Origin of the sequence: Burkholderia sp. Ac-20365 (genome assembly GCF_017104715.1) — a bacterium.
Taxonomy (GTDB): domain Bacteria; phylum Pseudomonadota; class Gammaproteobacteria; order Burkholderiales; family Burkholderiaceae; genus Paraburkholderia.
On sequence record NZ_JAAGPI010000017.1, the window covers coordinates 41,456 to 58,675 of the forward strand.

Consider the following 17,220-nt stretch of genomic DNA (forward strand, 5'->3'; position numbering starts at 1 on the left):
AGCCCGCACGGCATCAAGGGCAAGCGCATTGCAACGAAGTGAAGCGCTTAGACTGATTGGCTCGTTACGCTGACGCGCTCTGACAAATGACGCAACTCAAAGACGCAATCGAATCCTACATATTGGCGAAAGACGGTAATCGTCCGCATCTCTTGATGAATGCGTTCGCGCACGATGCGTCGCTCGCTATGACGGTGAAGACAGATTCGATCACTTTTCCGCAGGAAACGCAGGGCCGCGATGCGATTGCAGCGGTGCTCGTAAGCGACTTCGCACTGAAGTACGAGAACGTGTACACGTTTTGCGTCGGCGCGATCCCTGCCGATGACCAGCACGCGTTCTCATGCGACTGGCTCGTCTGCATGACAGAGAAGTCGACAGGCGCAGCGCGCACCGGTTATGGACGATACGATTGGACGGGGGACATGCAAACGTCGCGGGTGACGCGGCTGCACATCACGATCGAAGAGATGGCGACGCTACCCGCAGCGCAGGCCGATAGCGTGTTGCATTGGGTGAGCCGCTTGCCGTATCCGTGGTGCGCGCGCGAAGCGCTGAAAGAAGACGCACCGGACATCGAAACGATCCGGCGCATCGTTACTCAACTGACGCGCTAGCGCACCAGCTGATCGCCTTCGAGTGCGGCAGGCGCGCCATAGGTCCACGCATGGTTCTGCGTACCATGGCCGATCGGAAAGCCTGCGTAAATCGGCACGTCGTACGGCTTCAGCAGATCGACGAGCATGTCATGCAGCGTGAAGTCCGCGTTTTGCGGCAACGGACAGCGGACGAATTCGCCGAGCACGAATGCACGCGCGCCGTCGAACACGCCCGCTTCGCGCAACTGCATGATGCTGCGGTCGATCCGGTAGGCAAGCTCGGTCACGTCTTCGAGCAGCACGATGGCGCCGTCGCAACTCGCCTGCCACTGCGTGCCGGCGAGGCTCGCCATCACGGTGATGTTGCCACCGGCAACATGTCCTTCGACGCGGCGCGCATCCGAACCATATAGACGTTGCAACGGCACGGGCGCGGCGCGCTCTTCGCGCAACTCGGCGAGCACGCTTGCGCGCGATGCGTCGTCGTGTTTCGTCGCGAGTCCGTTCAAGGTTGGACCGTGAATGACGCGCACGTTCGGCTTGCCATGCAGCGCACCGAATAGTGCAGTCGCATCCGAAAATCCGACGAGCGTTTTCGCGCACGGCACGGTTTCGGGCACGGCATGCAGCGTATAAATGCTGCCGTAGCCGCCGCGCGCGACCCACACGATATCGACGGCGGGATCGGTCAACGCGCGATGCAGATCCGCAGCACGGTCTTCATGCTTGCCCGCGTGATAGCGGAAGCGGTCGCGCACATGCGCGCCGACCTGCACGCGCAGGCCCCAGCTTTCGAGCAATGCAACGCTGCGCTCGACATGCTCCATATCGGGCACGCCTGCCGGCGCGACGACGGCAACGGTCTTGCCTTCCAGTGTCATGCGCCCGCCTTCTTCGCGAGCAGTGCAGCGGTTTCGGGCGCGCCCATGCGGCTTGCGGCGTCGGCGGCTGACACACCGTTCGCGTCGCGCGCGTTCGGATCGGCGCCATGCGCGAGCAGCAATTCGACCATTTCCGTGCGATTGAACATTGCGGCGACCATCAGCGCGGTGCGTCCATCGGGCGATGCGCCTTCGACGTCCGCGCCATTGGCGAGCAGCGTCTGCACGACATCCTTGAAGCCCTTGAAAGCCGCGCCCGCGAGCGGTGTCTGTCCGTTGTCGTTGCGCAGGTTCGGGTCCGCGCCGCGTTCCAGCAGCACGCGCACGGCGTCCGCATGGCCGTGATACGCGGCGAGCATGACGAGGCTGTCGCCTTTCTCGTTGCGCAGATTCGGCGGCGCGCCTTTCTCGATGACGGCGGCCAGCATGTTCGCTTCGCCGCGCCGGGCAGCGTCGAAAATTTCGCGCGCCACTTCGAGCAGCTCAGGATCGATGTCCTCGGGGCTGCGCTTGTCGTCTGTCATGAAGCCTCTCCACTGTCGGGCAACGTTCGCCATGTGTGGCGCGTCGGGTACAGCAGAGGATACAGGCAATGCATGTTTGCTGCTGCGCTTGCCCGGCTCGCGCATCGCGCGCGAAGCGATGCGCGGCGAGCCGGTGTTCGTGCGCGTGCCTGACGATGAGACAACGGTGAGGCTTTTCGGGAGCGTGTGTCGCGTCGCCGTTACGCCTGTTTGCGCAGCGTCGGCTGCGCGTCGCCATTGGCGATGATGCGGTCGAGTTGCGCGCTCGCATCCGTTAGCGCGCTGAGCGGCGCGCGCTGCAATTGCGCGTCGTAAGTACTGACGATGTACGAGAACAGTTCGAGATGCGCTTCGTCGAAGCGCCATTCGTCGCTCACGCGGCCGCGCTCGAACGTAACGGCGAGCGCGTGATCGGCGGTGCGCAGCTGCTCGTAAGTCATCTCACCGTAGCCGAGGTCGCACAGGAAGCCGGTCAGCAGCATCGTCTGCGTGAGTGTCTGCACGGCGCTCATGCTGCCTGCGCCGCGGCGCAGCGCGTCGAGCGCGATGTGGACGGGCAGGATCAGTTCGACGGCCATGCTGCGCGGGATCGGCAGCAGCAATGCCTTTGCTTGCCGCGCGCGCGCTGCCTGGTTGCCGCCGGGAAACGGAAGGGTCTTGGCCATGTCGCCTGAGAAGAAAATTGGGAATGCTCTAGCGATATCGGCGCGTGGCGGAAAAGGTTAAGGGCTGATTTCCCTAAACCGCAAACGTTTGTCGAACCTCATGTTTCCGATTTTTTCATCGCGCGCTGAATGGCCGCTTCAGAGATGCTTGAAATAGAAGGTCGTGCCGCAAAACGATCCATCCGGCATCAACGCATAATCTGGCACGTTGCCTACGCGCTGCCAGCCCGCGCGCTCGTACACGCGCTCGGCGTCGCCGCCCGTCACGGTGTCGAGCACGAGCACGGTTTTGCCTTCGTCACGGGCGACGTCGTCGGCGGCCGCCATCAGCCGATGCGCGACGCCGCGCCGGCGTGCGCGGCGATGCACGAGCATCTTCGCGACATCGGCGCGATGCGGCTGGTTGTCGGGCTGCGCAAGCACGAGCTGAACCGTGCCGGCGATGCGGCCGTCGGCATCTTGCGCGACCAGCAGCGCGCGTTCGCCTTCTTCGACGCCTTCCGCCACCTTCTGCCAGAACGCAACCGCCTTGTCGCGCGGAAGCGGCCACATGAAGCTGACCGACGCACCGCCCGCCACGCAATCGATCAAAACATCCGCCAGTGCTTCGATGCACTGCGCGGCCTCGCGCGCGCTGACGCGCCGCACGCGTATCGCTTCGTCTGTCATGCGCTTCTCCTGACGGGCGTAAAAGGCAGCGTCGACAGCGCGACCAGGTAGCGCGCCGGCTTGCGGGTCGGGTTGTGGAACACGGTTGGGGCATCGAGGCGCATCGCCACGCAATCGCCCACTTCGAGCCGCCAATGCTGGTCGCCCGCGCTGATTTCCATGGCGCCTTCGATCAGCCAGATCTGCTGATGGATTTCGGCATCGCGCGCGCCTGTCTCGTACGCCACGCGCTGCCCGGCAGGAAAGTGAACCTCCACTAACTGGATCGGCGACGGCAGCGCTGGCGACAGCGCACGCCGCACGTAACCCGACGCGGGATCCGTCCAGACGGCCTGCTCGGCGGCGCGCGCGAGCGGCGACGACGCAACGGCTGCGGCCGGCGCTTCGAACAGCGACGCGAGCGCGACGCCCAGCGCCGTGGCCAGTTTGTCGAGCACGGCCGCCGTCGGGCTGCTCTGCCCGCGCTCGATCAGCGAGATGTTCGAGCGACTCACGCCGCTGCGTTCGGCGAGCGCCTCGAGCGACAGGCCATGGTAGTCGCGCAGTTCGCGCACGCGGCGCGCAATCAGGGTATTGATGTCCATGGACGTTAGCATACTGGATCAAAATTCCAGTATGTTGGATAGCGTGCGCTTTCGCTACAGTCGAATGTGAGTGCGCAAACTGCTTCGTGCACAATGCCCGGACGTCCCGGTTTCGTCGGGACTTTCCTGAACAACTGCGATTCCAGCGATGAGCCGACGTCCCGCCGTCTCGAGTCAGTCGTCAAGCCGATCGATCGGTCGAACCGTCGGCCTTGCCGCGCTCGTGCTGGCGGGTCTTATCGTTGTGTTGCTGTGCGCGGCGCTGCTCGGCGGCTGGCTGCTGCTGCGCGGCAGTCTCGCGCAGCTCGACGGCACGCAGCACGCGCCGTCGCTGTCGTCGGCGGTGACGATCGAGCGCGATGCGCTCGGCGTGCCGACCATCCACGCGGCAACCCGCGACGACGTCGCGTACGCAACGGGCTTTCTGCACGCGCAAGACCGCTTCCTTCAGATGGACCTGCTCAGGCGCGTCGCGGCGGGCGAGATGTCGGCGCTGGTCGGGCCGAATGCGCTCGAACTCGACCGGCGCAACCGCCTGCATCGTTTCCGCGCGCGCGCGCATGCGATCCTCGAAGCGCTGCCCGCCGATCAGCGCGAACGGCTCGAGCGTTACACGGCGGGTGTCAATGCCGGGCTGGCGGCGCTGTCGTCGCGGCCGTTCGAATACTGGATGCTGCGTACGCAGCCACAGCCGTGGCGAGCCGAAGATTCGCTGCTGGTCGTCTACGCGATGTACTTCGATCTGCAATCGTCGGAGACGCGCCGCATTCTCACGCGCGCTGTGCTGCGCGACCGTGTGAGCGACGACCTGTACGCGTTTTTGCTGCCTGCCGCGAGCCATTGGGACGCGCCGTTCGACAGCGCATCGACGCCGCACGTCGCACCGGCGCGTATTCCTTCCACACGTCCCGACTGGCTGGCAGCGCCGAAACCCGCGAGCATCGCAAGCGAGCCTATCGACGATGCGGGCGACTCGGCCGTCGGCAGCAACGGCTGGGTCGTCGACGGCGCACACAGCGCGCATGGCGGCGCGATTCTCGCGAGCGACATGCACCTCGGGCTGTCGCTGCCGAACATCTGGTACCGCGTGTCGCTGATGTGGCCCGCGGGCGACGATCTGCCGATGCACACGCTGACGGGCGTGACGCTGCCCGGCACGCCGACCGTGACGGTGGGCAGCAATGGCAAGATTGCGTGGGGCTTCACGAACAGCTACGGCCGCTACATCGACCTGATCGAACTGCATCGCAAGGCCGCCGATCCGCTGCAATACCGCATGCCCGACGGCACGTGGGCGCGCGCGACGGTTTATCACGAGCGTATCGATGTGAAGGGCGGCGCGAGTGTCGACTTGCCGGTCGTTGAGACGCGCTGGGGACCGGAGCTGACGATCGGCGCGCGTGCGTATGCGTTGCGCTGGGTCGCGCACGATCCCGAGGCGGTGAACCTCAATCTGCAAAAACTCGAAGACGCGAAGACGATCGACGAAGCGCTGCGCGTCGCGCAAACCAGTGGCATCCCGACGCAGAATTTCATGGTTGCCGATTCGCGCGGCAAGATTGGCTGGACGCTCGCGGGTCCGCTGCCGCAGCGCAATCCGGGCGACACGCAAAGCGGACCCGACAGCGACACACCCTACGATTCGTCGACATACAAAGGCTGGCAGCGCTATTTGTCGCCCGCGTCGTATCCGAAGCGCGTCGATCCGCCGCTCGGCCGCCTGTGGACGGCGAACAACCGCGTGATCATGTCGGGCGAAGCCGCGTTGATCGGCGATTCAGGGGCGGATCTCGGCGCGCGCGCCTCGCAGATTCGCGACGATCTGCTCGCCGCGCCGAGTCCCGACGAACACGCAATGCTGTCGATCCAGACCGACGACCGGGCGCAATGGATCGAAGTGTGGCGGCGCGTCGCGCTCGACGCGCTCGATGCCGGTGCGCTGGAAGGGCATCCGCAGCGCGCGGCGTTCCGGCAGCAACTCGTCGCATGGAATGGGCGCGCGGATACCGATGCGGTCGGCTATCGGCTTACGCGCGGCTTCTTTTTCTCGCTGTACGACGCGTGGTTCGGCAGGCTCGATGTCGACCTCGCGGGCGCGGTGCCGGGCGGCGGCATCGGTAATCTGACGCTCAGTCTGCGTGTGGCGAACTCGCGCTACGAAGCGGTGATGGAGACGCTCGCCGAGCATCACGCGTGGGTGCCGGATGGCTTCGCGGACTGGCGCGCATTCGTGCTCGACCGCATTGATCGCACGATTGCGCAGTTGCCCGCCGGCATGCCGGTCGAGGACGCGCGCTGGGGCGAGCGCAACCGCGCGGCCATCGAGCATCCGTTTGCGCGTATCGTGCCGGCCTGGCTGCCTTGGGTGCACGGCTGGCTCAGCGCGCCGCACGACGCGCTGCCGGGCGACATGAATATGCCGCGCGTGCAGACGCCGAACTTCGGTGCGTCGGAGCGGATGGTCGTATCGCCGGGACGCGAGCAGAGCGGCATCTTCGAAATGCCGGGCGGACAGTCGGGGCATCCGATGTCGCCGTATTTTCTTGCCGGTCACGAAGCGTGGGTGCGCGGCGAGAAGACGTCGTTTCTGCCGGGCGTGCCGGTGCATCGGCTGGTACTCAGCCGGACGGGACAATGAATTCTGGAGTGAGTGTATGGAGAAGGAACGCAGTAGCGATTTGCTCGCGGTGCGGGATTTGTTGCGGGAATTCGTTCGCGAGCGCGACTGGTCGCGGTTTCATTCGCCTAAGAATCTCGCGACGGCGTTGAGTGTCGAGGCGAGCGAACTGCTCGAGCCGTTTCAGTGGCTGCAGTCGGGGGAGAAGAGCGAGCTCGATGACGACAAGCTGGTGGCGGTTCGTCATGAGATGGCTGATGTGCTTGCTTATCTTGTGATGCTTGCCGATCGGCTTGATGTCGATTTGTATGCGGCTGTGCTGGAGAAGATTGAGCTGAATTGCGTGAAGTATCCGGCGCATAAGGTGCGCGGCGATTCGCGCAAGTACTCGGAGTACGGTGAGTGATGGTTTTTGTTTGCCGGGGACCTGGCTGGGTTTTAGGTGAGGGTTTTCGGGGGTGTTTTGGTTTTTTGGTTTTGGTTTTGGTTTTGGTTTTGGTTTCGCTTTCGCTTTCGCTGGCATCCGCGATTTGCCTTCGTGCTTCACGCGTTGCCCCTGTGCGGGGCGGCACTTACTTTCTTTGCCGCCGCAAAGAAAGTAAGCAAAGAAAGCGGGCTAACACCGCCCGCTCTTGACCACCGCCTGAGGGCCCCCAACAGTTCCTCCGCCTCAATCGGCTTTCTGCCTTTCAATGCCCGTTGCCAGCGCTTCGAACAGGCGCCTCACCGACTTCAAGCACCCGTAGCGCAGCAAACGGCAGCGAATGGTTACGGCCGCCCAGGTGGCAAACTGTGTGTAGGTCGTAGTGCTTCACACCTCAGCGCTCTTACGACACCGACCGTGTTTTTTCAGTCCGGAGTGAGTGCGTGTACGCCGCGAAACCCTACACACAGTTTGCCGCTATAGAACGGGAGCGATTTGATCGCATATGTGGTGACGCGGGAGTGTGAAGCGGGTGAGGCGCTCAATAAGAGCGTTGGCAACGGGCAGTGAAAAGCAGGTTGTCGTGTGAAGCGGAAGACCCGTTGGGGGCCCTCAGGCAGGAACAAGAATTAGCGGTGTTCAGCGGCTTTCTTTTGCCTACTTTTCTTTGCCGCGGCAAAGAAAAGTAGGTGCCGCCCCGCACAGGGGCGACGCGTGAAGCAGGCAAGACAAACCGCGGATGCCAGAACAAAAGCAAAACCGCGGATGCCAGAACAAACACAAAACCGCGAATCCCAGAACAAAAACAAAAAAACCGCCCGAAGGCGGCTCACAGCACGAAGTGCTTATTGCTTCACACCTTCAGCCTGAATATGCAACACGGTCTTCGTATTGAACCCATACGCCTTACCCCAATCAATCCCAAAGTCCGCGCGATCGAACGTCGCGCTCGACTCCGTGCCACACACTTCACGCTTGAGCATCGGGTTGATAAAGCACTTGAACGAATCGATCTTCAGGTTCAGCGGCTTCGTCACGCCATGCAGCGTCAGCGTACCGATCACCTCAACCGGCGTGTCGCCGTCAAAGCGGATCTGCGTGCCCTTATAGGTCGCCGTCGGATACTTCGCAGCATCGAAGAACTCCGGCGTTTGCAGATGCTTGTCGAGCTTGTCGTTACCCGTATCGATCGACGTCGTATCGATCGTCACGTCCACCGTGCCCGTCTTCGCTGCGCGATCGAGCGTGACAACGCCGCTCGACTTCTTGAACTTGCCGCGCCACACCGAAATGCCGCCGAAGTGATCGGCTTCGAAGCTCGGGTACGTGTGGTTCGGATCCAGCTGATACGTATCGGCTGCCATTGCATTGAACGACATACCAGCGATCAGCGCGCCCGCTGCGATCAACAGTTGTTTCTTCACGTTATTCTCCTGAATTGATGAGTGTGCCCCGCGCGCTCAATGCTTTGCGGCGACGATGTGAAACTTGATGACGACGTCGTCGGCAACCACCGACGTGTCTTTCCATTCGCCCGTGCCAACGTCGTAAGCCGTCCGCCTGATCGGCAACGAGCCGTCGAAGGTCTGCGTCGCGCCCTGCTGCGTGATCGCAACCGGCACGGTGACAACCTGCGATTTGCCCTTGATGGTCAGCTTGCCCGTGACCTTGTACTGGTTGCCGCCCGCCGGTGCGATCGCCGTCGAAACGAACGTGGCTTGCGGGAAGCTCGCGCTGTCGAACCATTCCTTGCCGCGCACCTGCTTGTTGTATTCGTCGTCGCCGAGATCGTAGCTGCCCGTGTCGATCGACAGGTTCGCGCTGCCTGCCGTCGGCTTCGCGGGATCGAACGTCAGCTGCGCGCTGAACTTCTTGAACGTGCCGTCGACAGGCACGTTCATCTGCTTCGACGTCGCGACGACCGTGCTCTTGCCAGCATCGACCTGCGCGAAGGCCGGCAGCGCGGCGGCGAACAGAACGGCGGCAGCGCCCGCGAGCACACGGCGGTAAGTGATGTTCTTCATGTTCATTCGATGACTCAGCTTAAGTCCAACATAAGTTCAACGTGAAAGCGCCCTGAAAACCGCGCTCATTTGAGGAAGGGAATCATGCGTGCAAGCAATCCGTCGCGTTCGATGAACTGATGCTTGAGCGCCGCCAGCACATGCATCGCGACGAGCACAAGCAGCGTGTAATTCAACGCGATATGCGTGATGCGCAAGATTGCCTTCAGCGCGTGGTCCGGGCCGATGAAGGTAGGCAGCGGCAACACGCCGAGGTACACAACCTGCACGCCCGCGGCCGAGCTGAAGAAGTAGCCGGTCAGCGGAATCGCAAGCATCAGCACGTAAAGCAGGCCATGCGTTGCGTGCGCCGCGGCCTTTTGCCATGCGGGCATCGCGGCGGGCATCGACGGCGCTGCATGCGTTGCGCGCCAGATCACGCGCAGCACGGCGAGCGCAAACACGGTGACGCCGATCCATTTATGCCACGACACGTATTTGAGCTTCGTCGGCGTGAAGCCCGGAATGTCCGTCATGATCCAGCCGAGATAGAAGCCGCAGATCATCAGCAGCGCAACCAGCCAGTGCAATGCGATGGCTGTGCGGCTATAGCGCAGCGGCTTGCTGGCGCTTTGAAATGAAGCGTGGGACGTCATAGGCAATCGATGAACTTCGCGTAATCAATTCGCTATAGAGTGCGACGCAATGACGCCGCCTCTGATTGAACGCGAATAGTAGTGGGCGAATATGCCTATGAATAGCTATATCGGGAAGAACAGATTGTTGCGGTGGTGCAGGAAATCCACTTAACAATTACGCCGATTAGTCACATCGGGCTGCACGATAAGCCTTTTCCGCTTCCTGACGTTTGAAGTAGCCCTGCAAGGTTGTTTCAGGCTCACCGTTATTGCCTAAGAACCTCGGCACAACCGCGTTCGTCCGATCCTGCTGCGGTGGCCTGAACGACTCGACATAGATATGCATGAGTTCCCTGCAACGTCGGTCGAAGTCCGAGGTGTCTTTGGGTGACGCAGCGCTGGATGAATAGAAGTTCTTCTGAAGCGGGCTGCGATAGGTGGTGACGGGCGCGTCGGCACGCTCGGCGGCCCGCGCAATTATGTCGTACGTCAGCGTGACGATGCAAAGCGGTATGAGCAAAACCCGGGCGTCCATGATTGTGGAGAGTAGCCAGCGATGGAGCCGAGTATAGGCACCGAATGGTGCCTTTCGACACTGAGAAAAATCAACGAATCGACACGCTCAGTCAGAACGCGAAGCCCAGAAAGCGCGCTGAACCTGCATGATTTCTTCTTCGACTTCGGCGACAGGCCCGATCAGTTCGACGCGCTTCTGACAATGATCGAACACGTATCGCGACGATACGCTCATGGTCGGGTTCTCCGCGTGATTGCCGGTTGCTTGCAACAGACGCTCTTCCGTCATCCCGAACACCACGCGGCCGATGTTCGCCCAATACGCCGTGCCGGCACACATACAGCATGGTTCGACGGTCGTATAGAGCGTGCAACTCCACAGATACTGCGGCGTGAAGTTGAGCGCCGCGATACGCGCAAGCACCGATTCCGCATGATTGACGGTATCGACGTTGCCTTGCTCGATCAGCACGGTCTCCTGATCCGGGCCGACGAGTATCGCGCCAAACGGATGATGGCCCATCAGCGTTGCGCGTTCCGCGACGACGCTCGCACGGCGCAGATGGCGCACGATCTGTTCGCGCGTCGGCGCAAGCCCCTGTTCGGGGAAGTCCGACGCGCTGTGTTGTGATGAAGTGGTCAGGCTCAAACGGTGTCTCCTCCGTATATGGTCGCGTTCGCGCTTACTTCGGCAGCGATCCGTCGACGCCCTGCACGAACCAGTTCAGGCGCAGCAGATCCGCATCCGACAGGGACTTGCCCGCCGCCACCTTGATCACGCCGCCCTGATCCTTGATCGGCCCGGCAAACGGATCGAACTTGCCCGCGATGATGTCATCACGCTTTTGCGCCAGCGCTTTCTGCGCAGTCGGCGACACGGCTTGCGTGTTGATGCTCGCGAGATCGATTGCCTTTTCCTTGAGACCCCACCACGTCGGCGCATTAGTCCACTTGCCCGACTGCACCTGATCGATCAGATGCGAATAGTAGACGCCCCAATAGCTCACGCATGCGCCCAGTTGCGCGTTCGGGCCGAACTGCTTCATGTCCGAGTCCCAGCCGAATGCGTGCACCTTCTTCTGCTCGGCCGTTTGCATCGTGGCCGTCGAATCGGTGTTCTGGATCAGCACGTCGGCGCCCTGGCCGATCAGCGTTTCGGCAGCCTGCTTTTCCTTGCCCGGATCGAACCATGTGTTGATCCATACCACCTTCACCTTCGCATTCGGATTGACCGAGCGCGCGCCCATCGTGAACGCGTTGATGTTGCGCACCACTTCCGGCACGGGCACCGACGCGACGAAGCCGAGTGTGTTCGACTTCGTCGTGTAGCCGCCGACCAGCCCGGCGAGATACGCGCTCTGATACGTGCGCACGTCATACGTGGCGAAGTTCGCGGCCTTCTTGTAGCCCGTCGCGTGCTCGAAGACGGTGTCGGGATAATCCTTCGCGGTCTTCAGTTCGAAGTCCTGGAAGCCAAAGCTCGAGCCGACGATGATCTTGTTGCCCTTGCTCGCGAGATCGCGGAACACGCGTTCCGAATCCGCCGATTCCGGCACGTTCTCGACGCGCGTGACCTTGATCTTGTCGCCATACTTCGCTTCGATCGCTTTCACGCCTTGCTCGTGCGCGTAGGTCCAGCCGGCATCGCCGGGATTGCCGAGATAGACGAACGCGACGCCCATCGGCTCAGCGGCGGTTGCGGCGGTGCTGAGGACCGCGGCGGCGCCGAACGTGGCGAGGAGCGCGGCCGGGGCGCGCAGCGAGCGCAAGACTGCGCGGGCCATTCTTGTTTTCATGAAATCTCCGGAGACGGGAAAAGTGTCAGCGAAGATGTTCGTAAGCCAATATCGAGGTCGAAATTGAAATCCGTTATGCGCTCCATAACGGAATTGATATGACGGATGCCGCGCGGACCATTTAAGGCAGGTTCAGTTGCCACGACACGCCATAGCGGTCGCTGACCCACGCGAAGCGGCGGCTGAAGCCGTAGTTGTCGAGCGGCATCAGTTGCGCGCCGCCTTCGGACAGCGCTGCGCACAGCCGCTCCTGCTGCGCTTGCGAATCGCAATCGACGAATAGCGAGAACGCCGGTGTGAACGCGAAGTCGTGCTTCGCGATGCTGTCGGTGCACATCACCGTCTGTCCCGCGATCTCGAACGTGCCTTTCATCACCGAACCTTCCTGCCCCGGCGAATCCGACGCGTAATGGACGATTTCGACGATCTTGCCGTCGTCGAACAGCGACACGTAGAACTTCATCGCGTCTTCGGCGTTGTGGTCCTGGAACAGCAGGAACGGGCGGACGGTGGTCATCGCGGGTCTCCGTGGCCTTGGTGAACGGTGAGCTTGCCGGTAGTCGGTAGGCTCACGAATGGGCTTGAGGTGAGACGTTTCGGGAGCCGCGCAACGGTGAGTTGCCTTGCAACCCGCACGGCACTGTAGCTAAAGGTGAGGTTATTCGGGAGCTTTCGCGTCGGTCAAGAACACGGCTAGCCGGTGACGATCAGCAGCACGCCCGTAACGGTCAGCGCGCCGCACCAGAGCCAGTCGAAATTGATCCAGCCACGGCGCAGCAGACCAAGCCCGAGATACTGATAGGCGGCGAGGGCGATCGCGCCAACCGTCGCGAGCGTGACGACGGTATGCACGACCGTTACCTGGCCGACCGATTCGAGCGAACTGCCGACAGGCATACCCGCGCCGCACAGCGGCAGCAGCGCGGGCAGCAACATCAGGCCCGCGCCGTGCATCGTCGCCATCGCCGCCGACCACAGCGCGAGCCCGACGAAGCCCGCCGTCATGCCGACGCGCACATGCTGCCGGTGTCCATAGAAATGGTGATACGCGGCCCACGCGATCAGCAGAATGCCCATGTAGAGCCGCAGATGCTCCGTGTGCGTGAAAAGCCCGAGCGCCACAGCCGACGTCGTCACGAACATCACGGCGACGGCGTGCCCGAGCGCGAGCGGCGGCAGCGCCATCAGCAAGGCCTTGCGGCTGCGATGCTGAAGCCCGAGCGCGGCTGCGAACAGCCAGCCCATAGCGGGATTCACGCCATGAAAAATCCCGCTGCCGATCACCGTCGCCCACACGCCGTTCATTGCTCGCTCACGCTCATGTTCACGGATAGCAATACGAATCCGACGACGCGTCGCCGCCTTCGAGCCGTATCTGATGCGGCCGGTGCGACTTCGGCCAGTCGACGAAGAAGTCGCTCGCCACGTTGAGGCCGCCGTTCTTGTCCGCGTCGAGCTTCACCATCCAGCCGCTGAGGCCATCCGTATAGAACTGCTCGTCGATCGCACCGTATAGCGAGTTGGTGAAGTACACGCGGCTCCCGTCGCGGCTCACCTCGACCATCTGCGGGCCGCCGTTCAGCGGCCGGCCGCCTGCCGCCGCGTGCGTCGCGCGCGAAACAATCCCGCCGATGCGCACCGTGCCCGTCAGTTCCGGCTTCATCGGATCGGAGACGTCGTATTGCCGGAGATCGCCCGTACCCCAGCATGAGACGTACAGAAAGCGGTCGTCGAGCGACAGCGCGATATCCGTGACGAGTGGCGGCACCGCGCCGAAGCCTTTGAGCATCGGCGGGAGTAGCGAGGCGTCGGCGGGCTCGGCGGGAATCTCGATCACTTTGCGCGCGGCCCACTGATCGCCGTCGCGATACCACGTCCAGATCGACGCCGACAGATCCTTCAGGCTGATCACCGAGTTGACGAAGCCATACGCTTTAGTCGGATCGTGTGCGGGACGCAATTCGAACACGAGCTGGTTCTCCGCGCCGAAGTCGACGACCTGTTTGTGCTTGCGCGTGTTCATGTCCCAGAAGTGCAGCCTGTGCCCATACTGCCCGCCGAGCAGCACTTCCGGCACGAGGCCGTTTTCGAAGGTCGCTGGCAGGCCCCATTCGCTCGTCACGACGGTGTCGTAGCCGAGGTGCCACCAGCCGTCATACGCGAGTTCCTGCGGGCCGCGATCGATTTCCCACTGGCCGCGGATATCGAACGTTTCGTGGTCCATCAGGAAGATGCCGCCGGGCGCTTCGCCTTGCGCGTTCGCGAGCGACACCACATAGATGCCCGCCGGCCCGCAGTGCACGGTATGTGGACGCGTATAGCCCGCCTTGTCCGCGACTTCAGCAGGTTCGAGCACGCGCACGATCTTCGGTTTCCGCTTGTCCGGCTTCGTATCGAGAATGTGGATGCGCGACGAACGCAGCCCCGGCACGACGAGATAGCGGCGCTCCGTATGCGGATGCGGCGCGTTCGGGCACAGACACGAACTGCACGCGTTCCAGCCGAAGTGATGCAGTTCGTCGCCCGCGTTGGGCATCGGCACACGGCCGACGATGCGCCCGTATTCCGCCGAGCCCGGATCGACATCGACGACGGCGAGTTCGTCGGGCGTTTCGCGCGACGGATCGAAGCTCGCCACATACGCGACGGTTTCCTTTGGCGCGCTGCCGGCCATGCGCGCGGAAGGGTAGAAGGTCGGATCGGGTTTCCAGGTCGCCATATCTCACTCTCCGGAGGATGTTGCGATGCGGCACGCGGGTCGCTCGCGCCATGGATAAAAACGGCGCGAACGTTGGAGCTTTTCACTGTAGGCAATTTCGCGGCGGCTTGCGGGACTGTTCGCGCGAACGATGTGATCGCATCGGTCTGGACGTCGTAGCGTCGGCAGATATGCGTAATCGCTACGCAGATTAGAATGAGGCGATTCCTCGTTATCTGCCGCGCTTCAAACCCGCAAAGCCACACTCCGATCATGCGTTCATGGCGTCTCGACCGTCCCGTCTCGCAAGGGCAGCTGGATCTCAGCCGCGCGACGGGGCTCGTCTCGTCGATCGGCAGCGACGATTCGAATGCGCTTGCCGCCGAAGTGCTGAAGCTGCTCGGCGACATCGCCGCGATTTCGCAGTGCACGATCTTCGCGTATGAGTTCGGCAACCGGCCGCGCACGGTATCGGTGGCGGATCATCGCGGCGGGCGTTTTCTGCGCGACGTCGCCGACACGTATGCGCGCCATTTCTATGCGCTCGACGGCAACCAGAAGATCGTTTCTTCGGCGCGCAACGACAAGCCCGGCTCGACGCTCGTGCTGCATCAGCAGACCAGCGATGACATCCTCAACGAAGCGTATCGCGCCGCGTGCTATCAGCAGCCGAACGTATCGGACCGCGTGTCGCTGCTCGTGCAGCCGACAGCCGATATCTGGCTCTCCGTGAACCTGTATCGCGACCAGCGCTTCGGCAACTACCATCCACGCGAGATCGCGTTGATCGAAGCGATGGCGCCGCTGATCGCGCACGCGGCGAAACATCACTACGCGATCTGCGGCCAGCGCGATCTGGCCATTTCGCATTTGATGCTCGCGCGCGTGCGCGGTCTCTGTCCCGAACTGTCGAAGCGCGAACTCGACGTGCTGACGGGCGTGCTCGAAGGGCGCAGCGCGCAGGAAATCGGCGACACGATGGGCATCAAGGCGACGAGCGTCGTCACGTATCAGAAGCGCGCGTTCCGGCGGCTCGGCATTTCGAGCCAGCGGCAACTGTTTGCGCTGTGCATCGGGCCGGGCAAGGTCTGACGCTTCACCGTTTCCTCTGAGCGATCCGCGTTTTCCCCAGGCCTGTGAGGGCTTCGGTTTGTACCCAAAATGAGGACAGGCGGCGCGCGGCCGCGCTCCATACTCCGACGCATCAGAAAGCGACAACATCGGAGACAACGGTATGGACACCTCCTCGCGAGCCGGTGCGCTGCATGCGGCGCCCGACACCACCGCACTGCACGCGCACGAACAGCCTGTGATCGCCAAGGTATCGCGGCATCTGCTGTGGTTCCTGTTCGTGCTGTTCTTCTTCTCGTTCCTCGACCGCATCAACATCGGCTTCGCCGGCCTGACGATGATGAAAGACCTCGGCCTTTCGAGCACGCAGTTCGGTCTTGCGACCACGCTTTTCTACGTCGCTTACATCGCGTTCGGCATTCCGGGCAACGTCGTGCTGGCGCGCATCGGTGCGCGCAGGTGGATCGGCACGATCATGATTGCGTGGGGACTCGCGTCGACGGCGACGATGTTTGCAACCAGTCCCGGCACGCTGTACGTATTGCGCATTCTGGTCGGCGTGACGGAAGCAGGCTTTTTGCCGGGCATTCTGCTGTATCTGACGTACTGGTTTCCGGGCGCGTATCGGGCGCGCGCAAATGCGCTGTTCATGATCGCGATGCCTGTGACAGCGGCGGTTGGCTCGGCGCTGTCGGGTTTTATTCTTGGACTCGACGGCACGCTTGGTTTGAAGGGCTGGCAATGGCTGTTTCTGCTCGAAGGCTTGCCGTCGGCGATTCTCGGTCTCGTCGTGTATGGGTATCTCGACGACAGTCCGAAGCACGCGCGCTGGCTCGATGACGAAGAAAAGCGTGCGCTTGCGGCGACGCTTGCCGCGGAGCATAAGGAACGCGTGCAGACGGGCGCTTCGAAAAGCATCGTCAGCGAACTGTTGTCGCCGACTGTCGTGAAGTTCGCCATTGCATACTTTTGCCTCGTGAATACGCTGGCGATGGTCGCCGTCTGGACACCGCTGATCGTGAAGAGCTTCAGCGCCGATGCGAGCAACCGCACGATCGGCCTGCTCGCCGCGATTCCGCAGATTTGCACGATCATCGCGATGATCTGGTGGGGACGCCGCTCGGACCGCAAACAGGAACGCAGATGGCATCTGATGCTGCCAATGCTGTTCTCTGCCGCCGGCTGGCTGTGCACTGCGTATTCGGCGAATCCGGCGTTGCGCATGCTCGGCGTGTGCCTCGCGTCGGCCGGTTCGTACACGGCGATGTCGATCTTCTGGACCACGCCCGATCACGCACTGAGCTTCCGCGCACGCGCTATCGGCATTGCGGTGATCAACGCGACGGGCAATATCAGTTCGGCGTTGAATCCGCTGATCGTCGGCTGGCTGAAGGACGCGACCCATAGTTTCTCGGCGGGACTGGTGTATTCGGCGGTGCTGCTGGTGGTGGGCGTCATCATCGTGACGTTGCTGCCGATCGAAAAACGCGAGACGCCGAACACGCGGCTTGCCTGAAGCAATCGAAGGAGCATTG

19 protein-coding genes are annotated in these 17,220 nt (G+C 62.5%); 5 read left to right on the top strand and 14 right to left on the bottom strand.

Annotated features, from left to right (window positions below):
- Window positions 1–86: 86 nt before the first annotated feature.
- Window positions 87–617, top strand: a complete 531-nt coding sequence (locus G3O01_RS25540; protein ID WP_205809305.1) for a hypothetical protein — start codon at window positions 87–89, stop codon at window positions 615–617.
- Here G3O01_RS25540 and G3O01_RS25545 read toward each other — a convergent pair.
- The 5 genes from G3O01_RS25545 to G3O01_RS25565 form a co-directional block, all read right to left on the bottom strand.
- Window positions 614–1,480: an LD-carboxypeptidase gene (locus tag G3O01_RS25545; protein WP_205809307.1), complete on the bottom strand. Its 867-nt coding sequence runs from the start codon at window positions 1,478–1,480 to the stop codon at window positions 614–616. The genes G3O01_RS25540 and G3O01_RS25545 overlap by 4 nt on opposite strands.
- Entirely contained in the window at window positions 1,477–2,004 is a 528-nt protein-coding gene (locus G3O01_RS25550) for an ankyrin repeat domain-containing protein (protein WP_205809309.1), read from the bottom strand. The genes G3O01_RS25545 and G3O01_RS25550 overlap by 4 nt, the downstream gene beginning before the upstream one ends.
- A gap of 200 nt (window positions 2,005–2,204) precedes the next feature.
- The gene (locus G3O01_RS25555; RefSeq protein WP_205809311.1) at window positions 2,205–2,669 is read right to left on the bottom strand and encodes a hypothetical protein; all 465 of its coding nucleotides are present in this window, start codon (window positions 2,667–2,669) and stop codon (window positions 2,205–2,207) included.
- Window positions 2,670–2,807: 138 nt separating this feature from the next.
- On the bottom strand, window positions 2,808–3,338 hold the full coding sequence (locus tag G3O01_RS25560; RefSeq protein ID WP_205809313.1) for a GNAT family N-acetyltransferase: 531 nt from the start codon (window positions 3,336–3,338) through the stop codon (window positions 2,808–2,810).
- Window positions 3,335–3,922 (bottom strand): XRE family transcriptional regulator, encoded by a 588-nt coding sequence (locus G3O01_RS25565; RefSeq protein WP_205809315.1) that lies wholly within the window; start codon window positions 3,920–3,922, stop codon window positions 3,335–3,337. Before G3O01_RS25565 ends, G3O01_RS25560 begins: the two co-directional genes overlap by 4 nt.
- Before the next feature lie 148 nt (window positions 3,923–4,070).
- Here G3O01_RS25565 and G3O01_RS25570 point away from each other — a divergent pair, with 148 nt between their 5' ends.
- Complete coding sequence (locus G3O01_RS25570) at window positions 4,071–6,560, top strand: penicillin acylase family protein (protein WP_205809317.1); 2,490 nt, start codon at window positions 4,071–4,073, stop codon at window positions 6,558–6,560.
- 16 nt (window positions 6,561–6,576) lie between these two features.
- Window positions 6,577–6,945, top strand: coding sequence for a nucleotide pyrophosphohydrolase (locus tag G3O01_RS25575; protein ID WP_205809319.1), 369 nt, complete (start codon window positions 6,577–6,579; stop codon window positions 6,943–6,945).
- An 863-nt stretch (window positions 6,946–7,808) separates the two neighbouring features.
- Here G3O01_RS25575 and G3O01_RS25580 read toward each other — a convergent pair.
- From G3O01_RS25580 to G3O01_RS25620, 9 genes are all read right to left on the bottom strand, one after another.
- Window positions 7,809–8,387, bottom strand: coding sequence for a YceI family protein (locus G3O01_RS25580; protein ID WP_205809321.1), 579 nt, complete (start codon window positions 8,385–8,387; stop codon window positions 7,809–7,811).
- 36 nt (window positions 8,388–8,423) lie between these two features.
- Complete coding sequence (locus G3O01_RS25585) at window positions 8,424–8,987, bottom strand: YceI family protein (RefSeq protein ID WP_205809323.1); 564 nt, start codon at window positions 8,985–8,987, stop codon at window positions 8,424–8,426.
- Window positions 8,988–9,052: 65 nt separating this feature from the next.
- On the bottom strand, window positions 9,053–9,622 hold the full coding sequence (locus tag G3O01_RS25590) for a cytochrome b (RefSeq protein ID WP_205809325.1): 570 nt from the start codon (window positions 9,620–9,622) through the stop codon (window positions 9,053–9,055).
- 166 nt (window positions 9,623–9,788) lie between these two features.
- Complete coding sequence (locus tag G3O01_RS25595) at window positions 9,789–10,139, bottom strand: hypothetical protein (protein ID WP_205809327.1); 351 nt, start codon at window positions 10,137–10,139, stop codon at window positions 9,789–9,791.
- A gap of 87 nt (window positions 10,140–10,226) precedes the next feature.
- Complete coding sequence (locus tag G3O01_RS25600) at window positions 10,227–10,769, bottom strand: nucleoside deaminase (RefSeq protein WP_205809329.1); 543 nt, start codon at window positions 10,767–10,769, stop codon at window positions 10,227–10,229.
- A 34-nt stretch (window positions 10,770–10,803) separates the two neighbouring features.
- Window positions 10,804–11,916 carry a BMP family ABC transporter substrate-binding protein gene (locus tag G3O01_RS25605; RefSeq protein ID WP_205809330.1) on the bottom strand — a complete coding sequence of 371 codons (1,113 nt, stop codon included), beginning with the start codon at window positions 11,914–11,916 and terminating at the stop codon, window positions 10,804–10,806.
- 121 nt (window positions 11,917–12,037) lie between these two features.
- Entirely contained in the window at window positions 12,038–12,433 is a 396-nt protein-coding gene (locus tag G3O01_RS25610; RefSeq protein ID WP_205809332.1) for a VOC family protein, read from the bottom strand.
- Between the two features lie 176 nt (window positions 12,434–12,609).
- Window positions 12,610–13,221 (bottom strand): hypothetical protein, encoded by a 612-nt coding sequence (locus G3O01_RS25615; protein ID WP_205809334.1) that lies wholly within the window; start codon window positions 13,219–13,221, stop codon window positions 12,610–12,612.
- Between the two features lie 19 nt (window positions 13,222–13,240).
- On the bottom strand, window positions 13,241–14,635 hold the full coding sequence (locus tag G3O01_RS25620) for a selenium-binding family protein (RefSeq protein ID WP_205809336.1): 1,395 nt from the start codon (window positions 14,633–14,635) through the stop codon (window positions 13,241–13,243).
- A 252-nt stretch (window positions 14,636–14,887) separates the two neighbouring features.
- On the opposite strand from G3O01_RS25620, the gene G3O01_RS25625 reads away from it, so the two are divergent.
- Window positions 14,888–15,706 (top strand): helix-turn-helix transcriptional regulator, encoded by an 819-nt coding sequence (locus G3O01_RS25625; protein ID WP_205809338.1) that lies wholly within the window; start codon window positions 14,888–14,890, stop codon window positions 15,704–15,706.
- 142 nt (window positions 15,707–15,848) lie between these two features.
- Window positions 15,849–17,201: an MFS transporter gene (locus G3O01_RS25630; RefSeq protein WP_205809347.1), complete on the top strand. Its 1,353-nt coding sequence runs from the start codon at window positions 15,849–15,851 to the stop codon at window positions 17,199–17,201.
- Window positions 17,202–17,220: the final 19 nt, after the last annotated feature.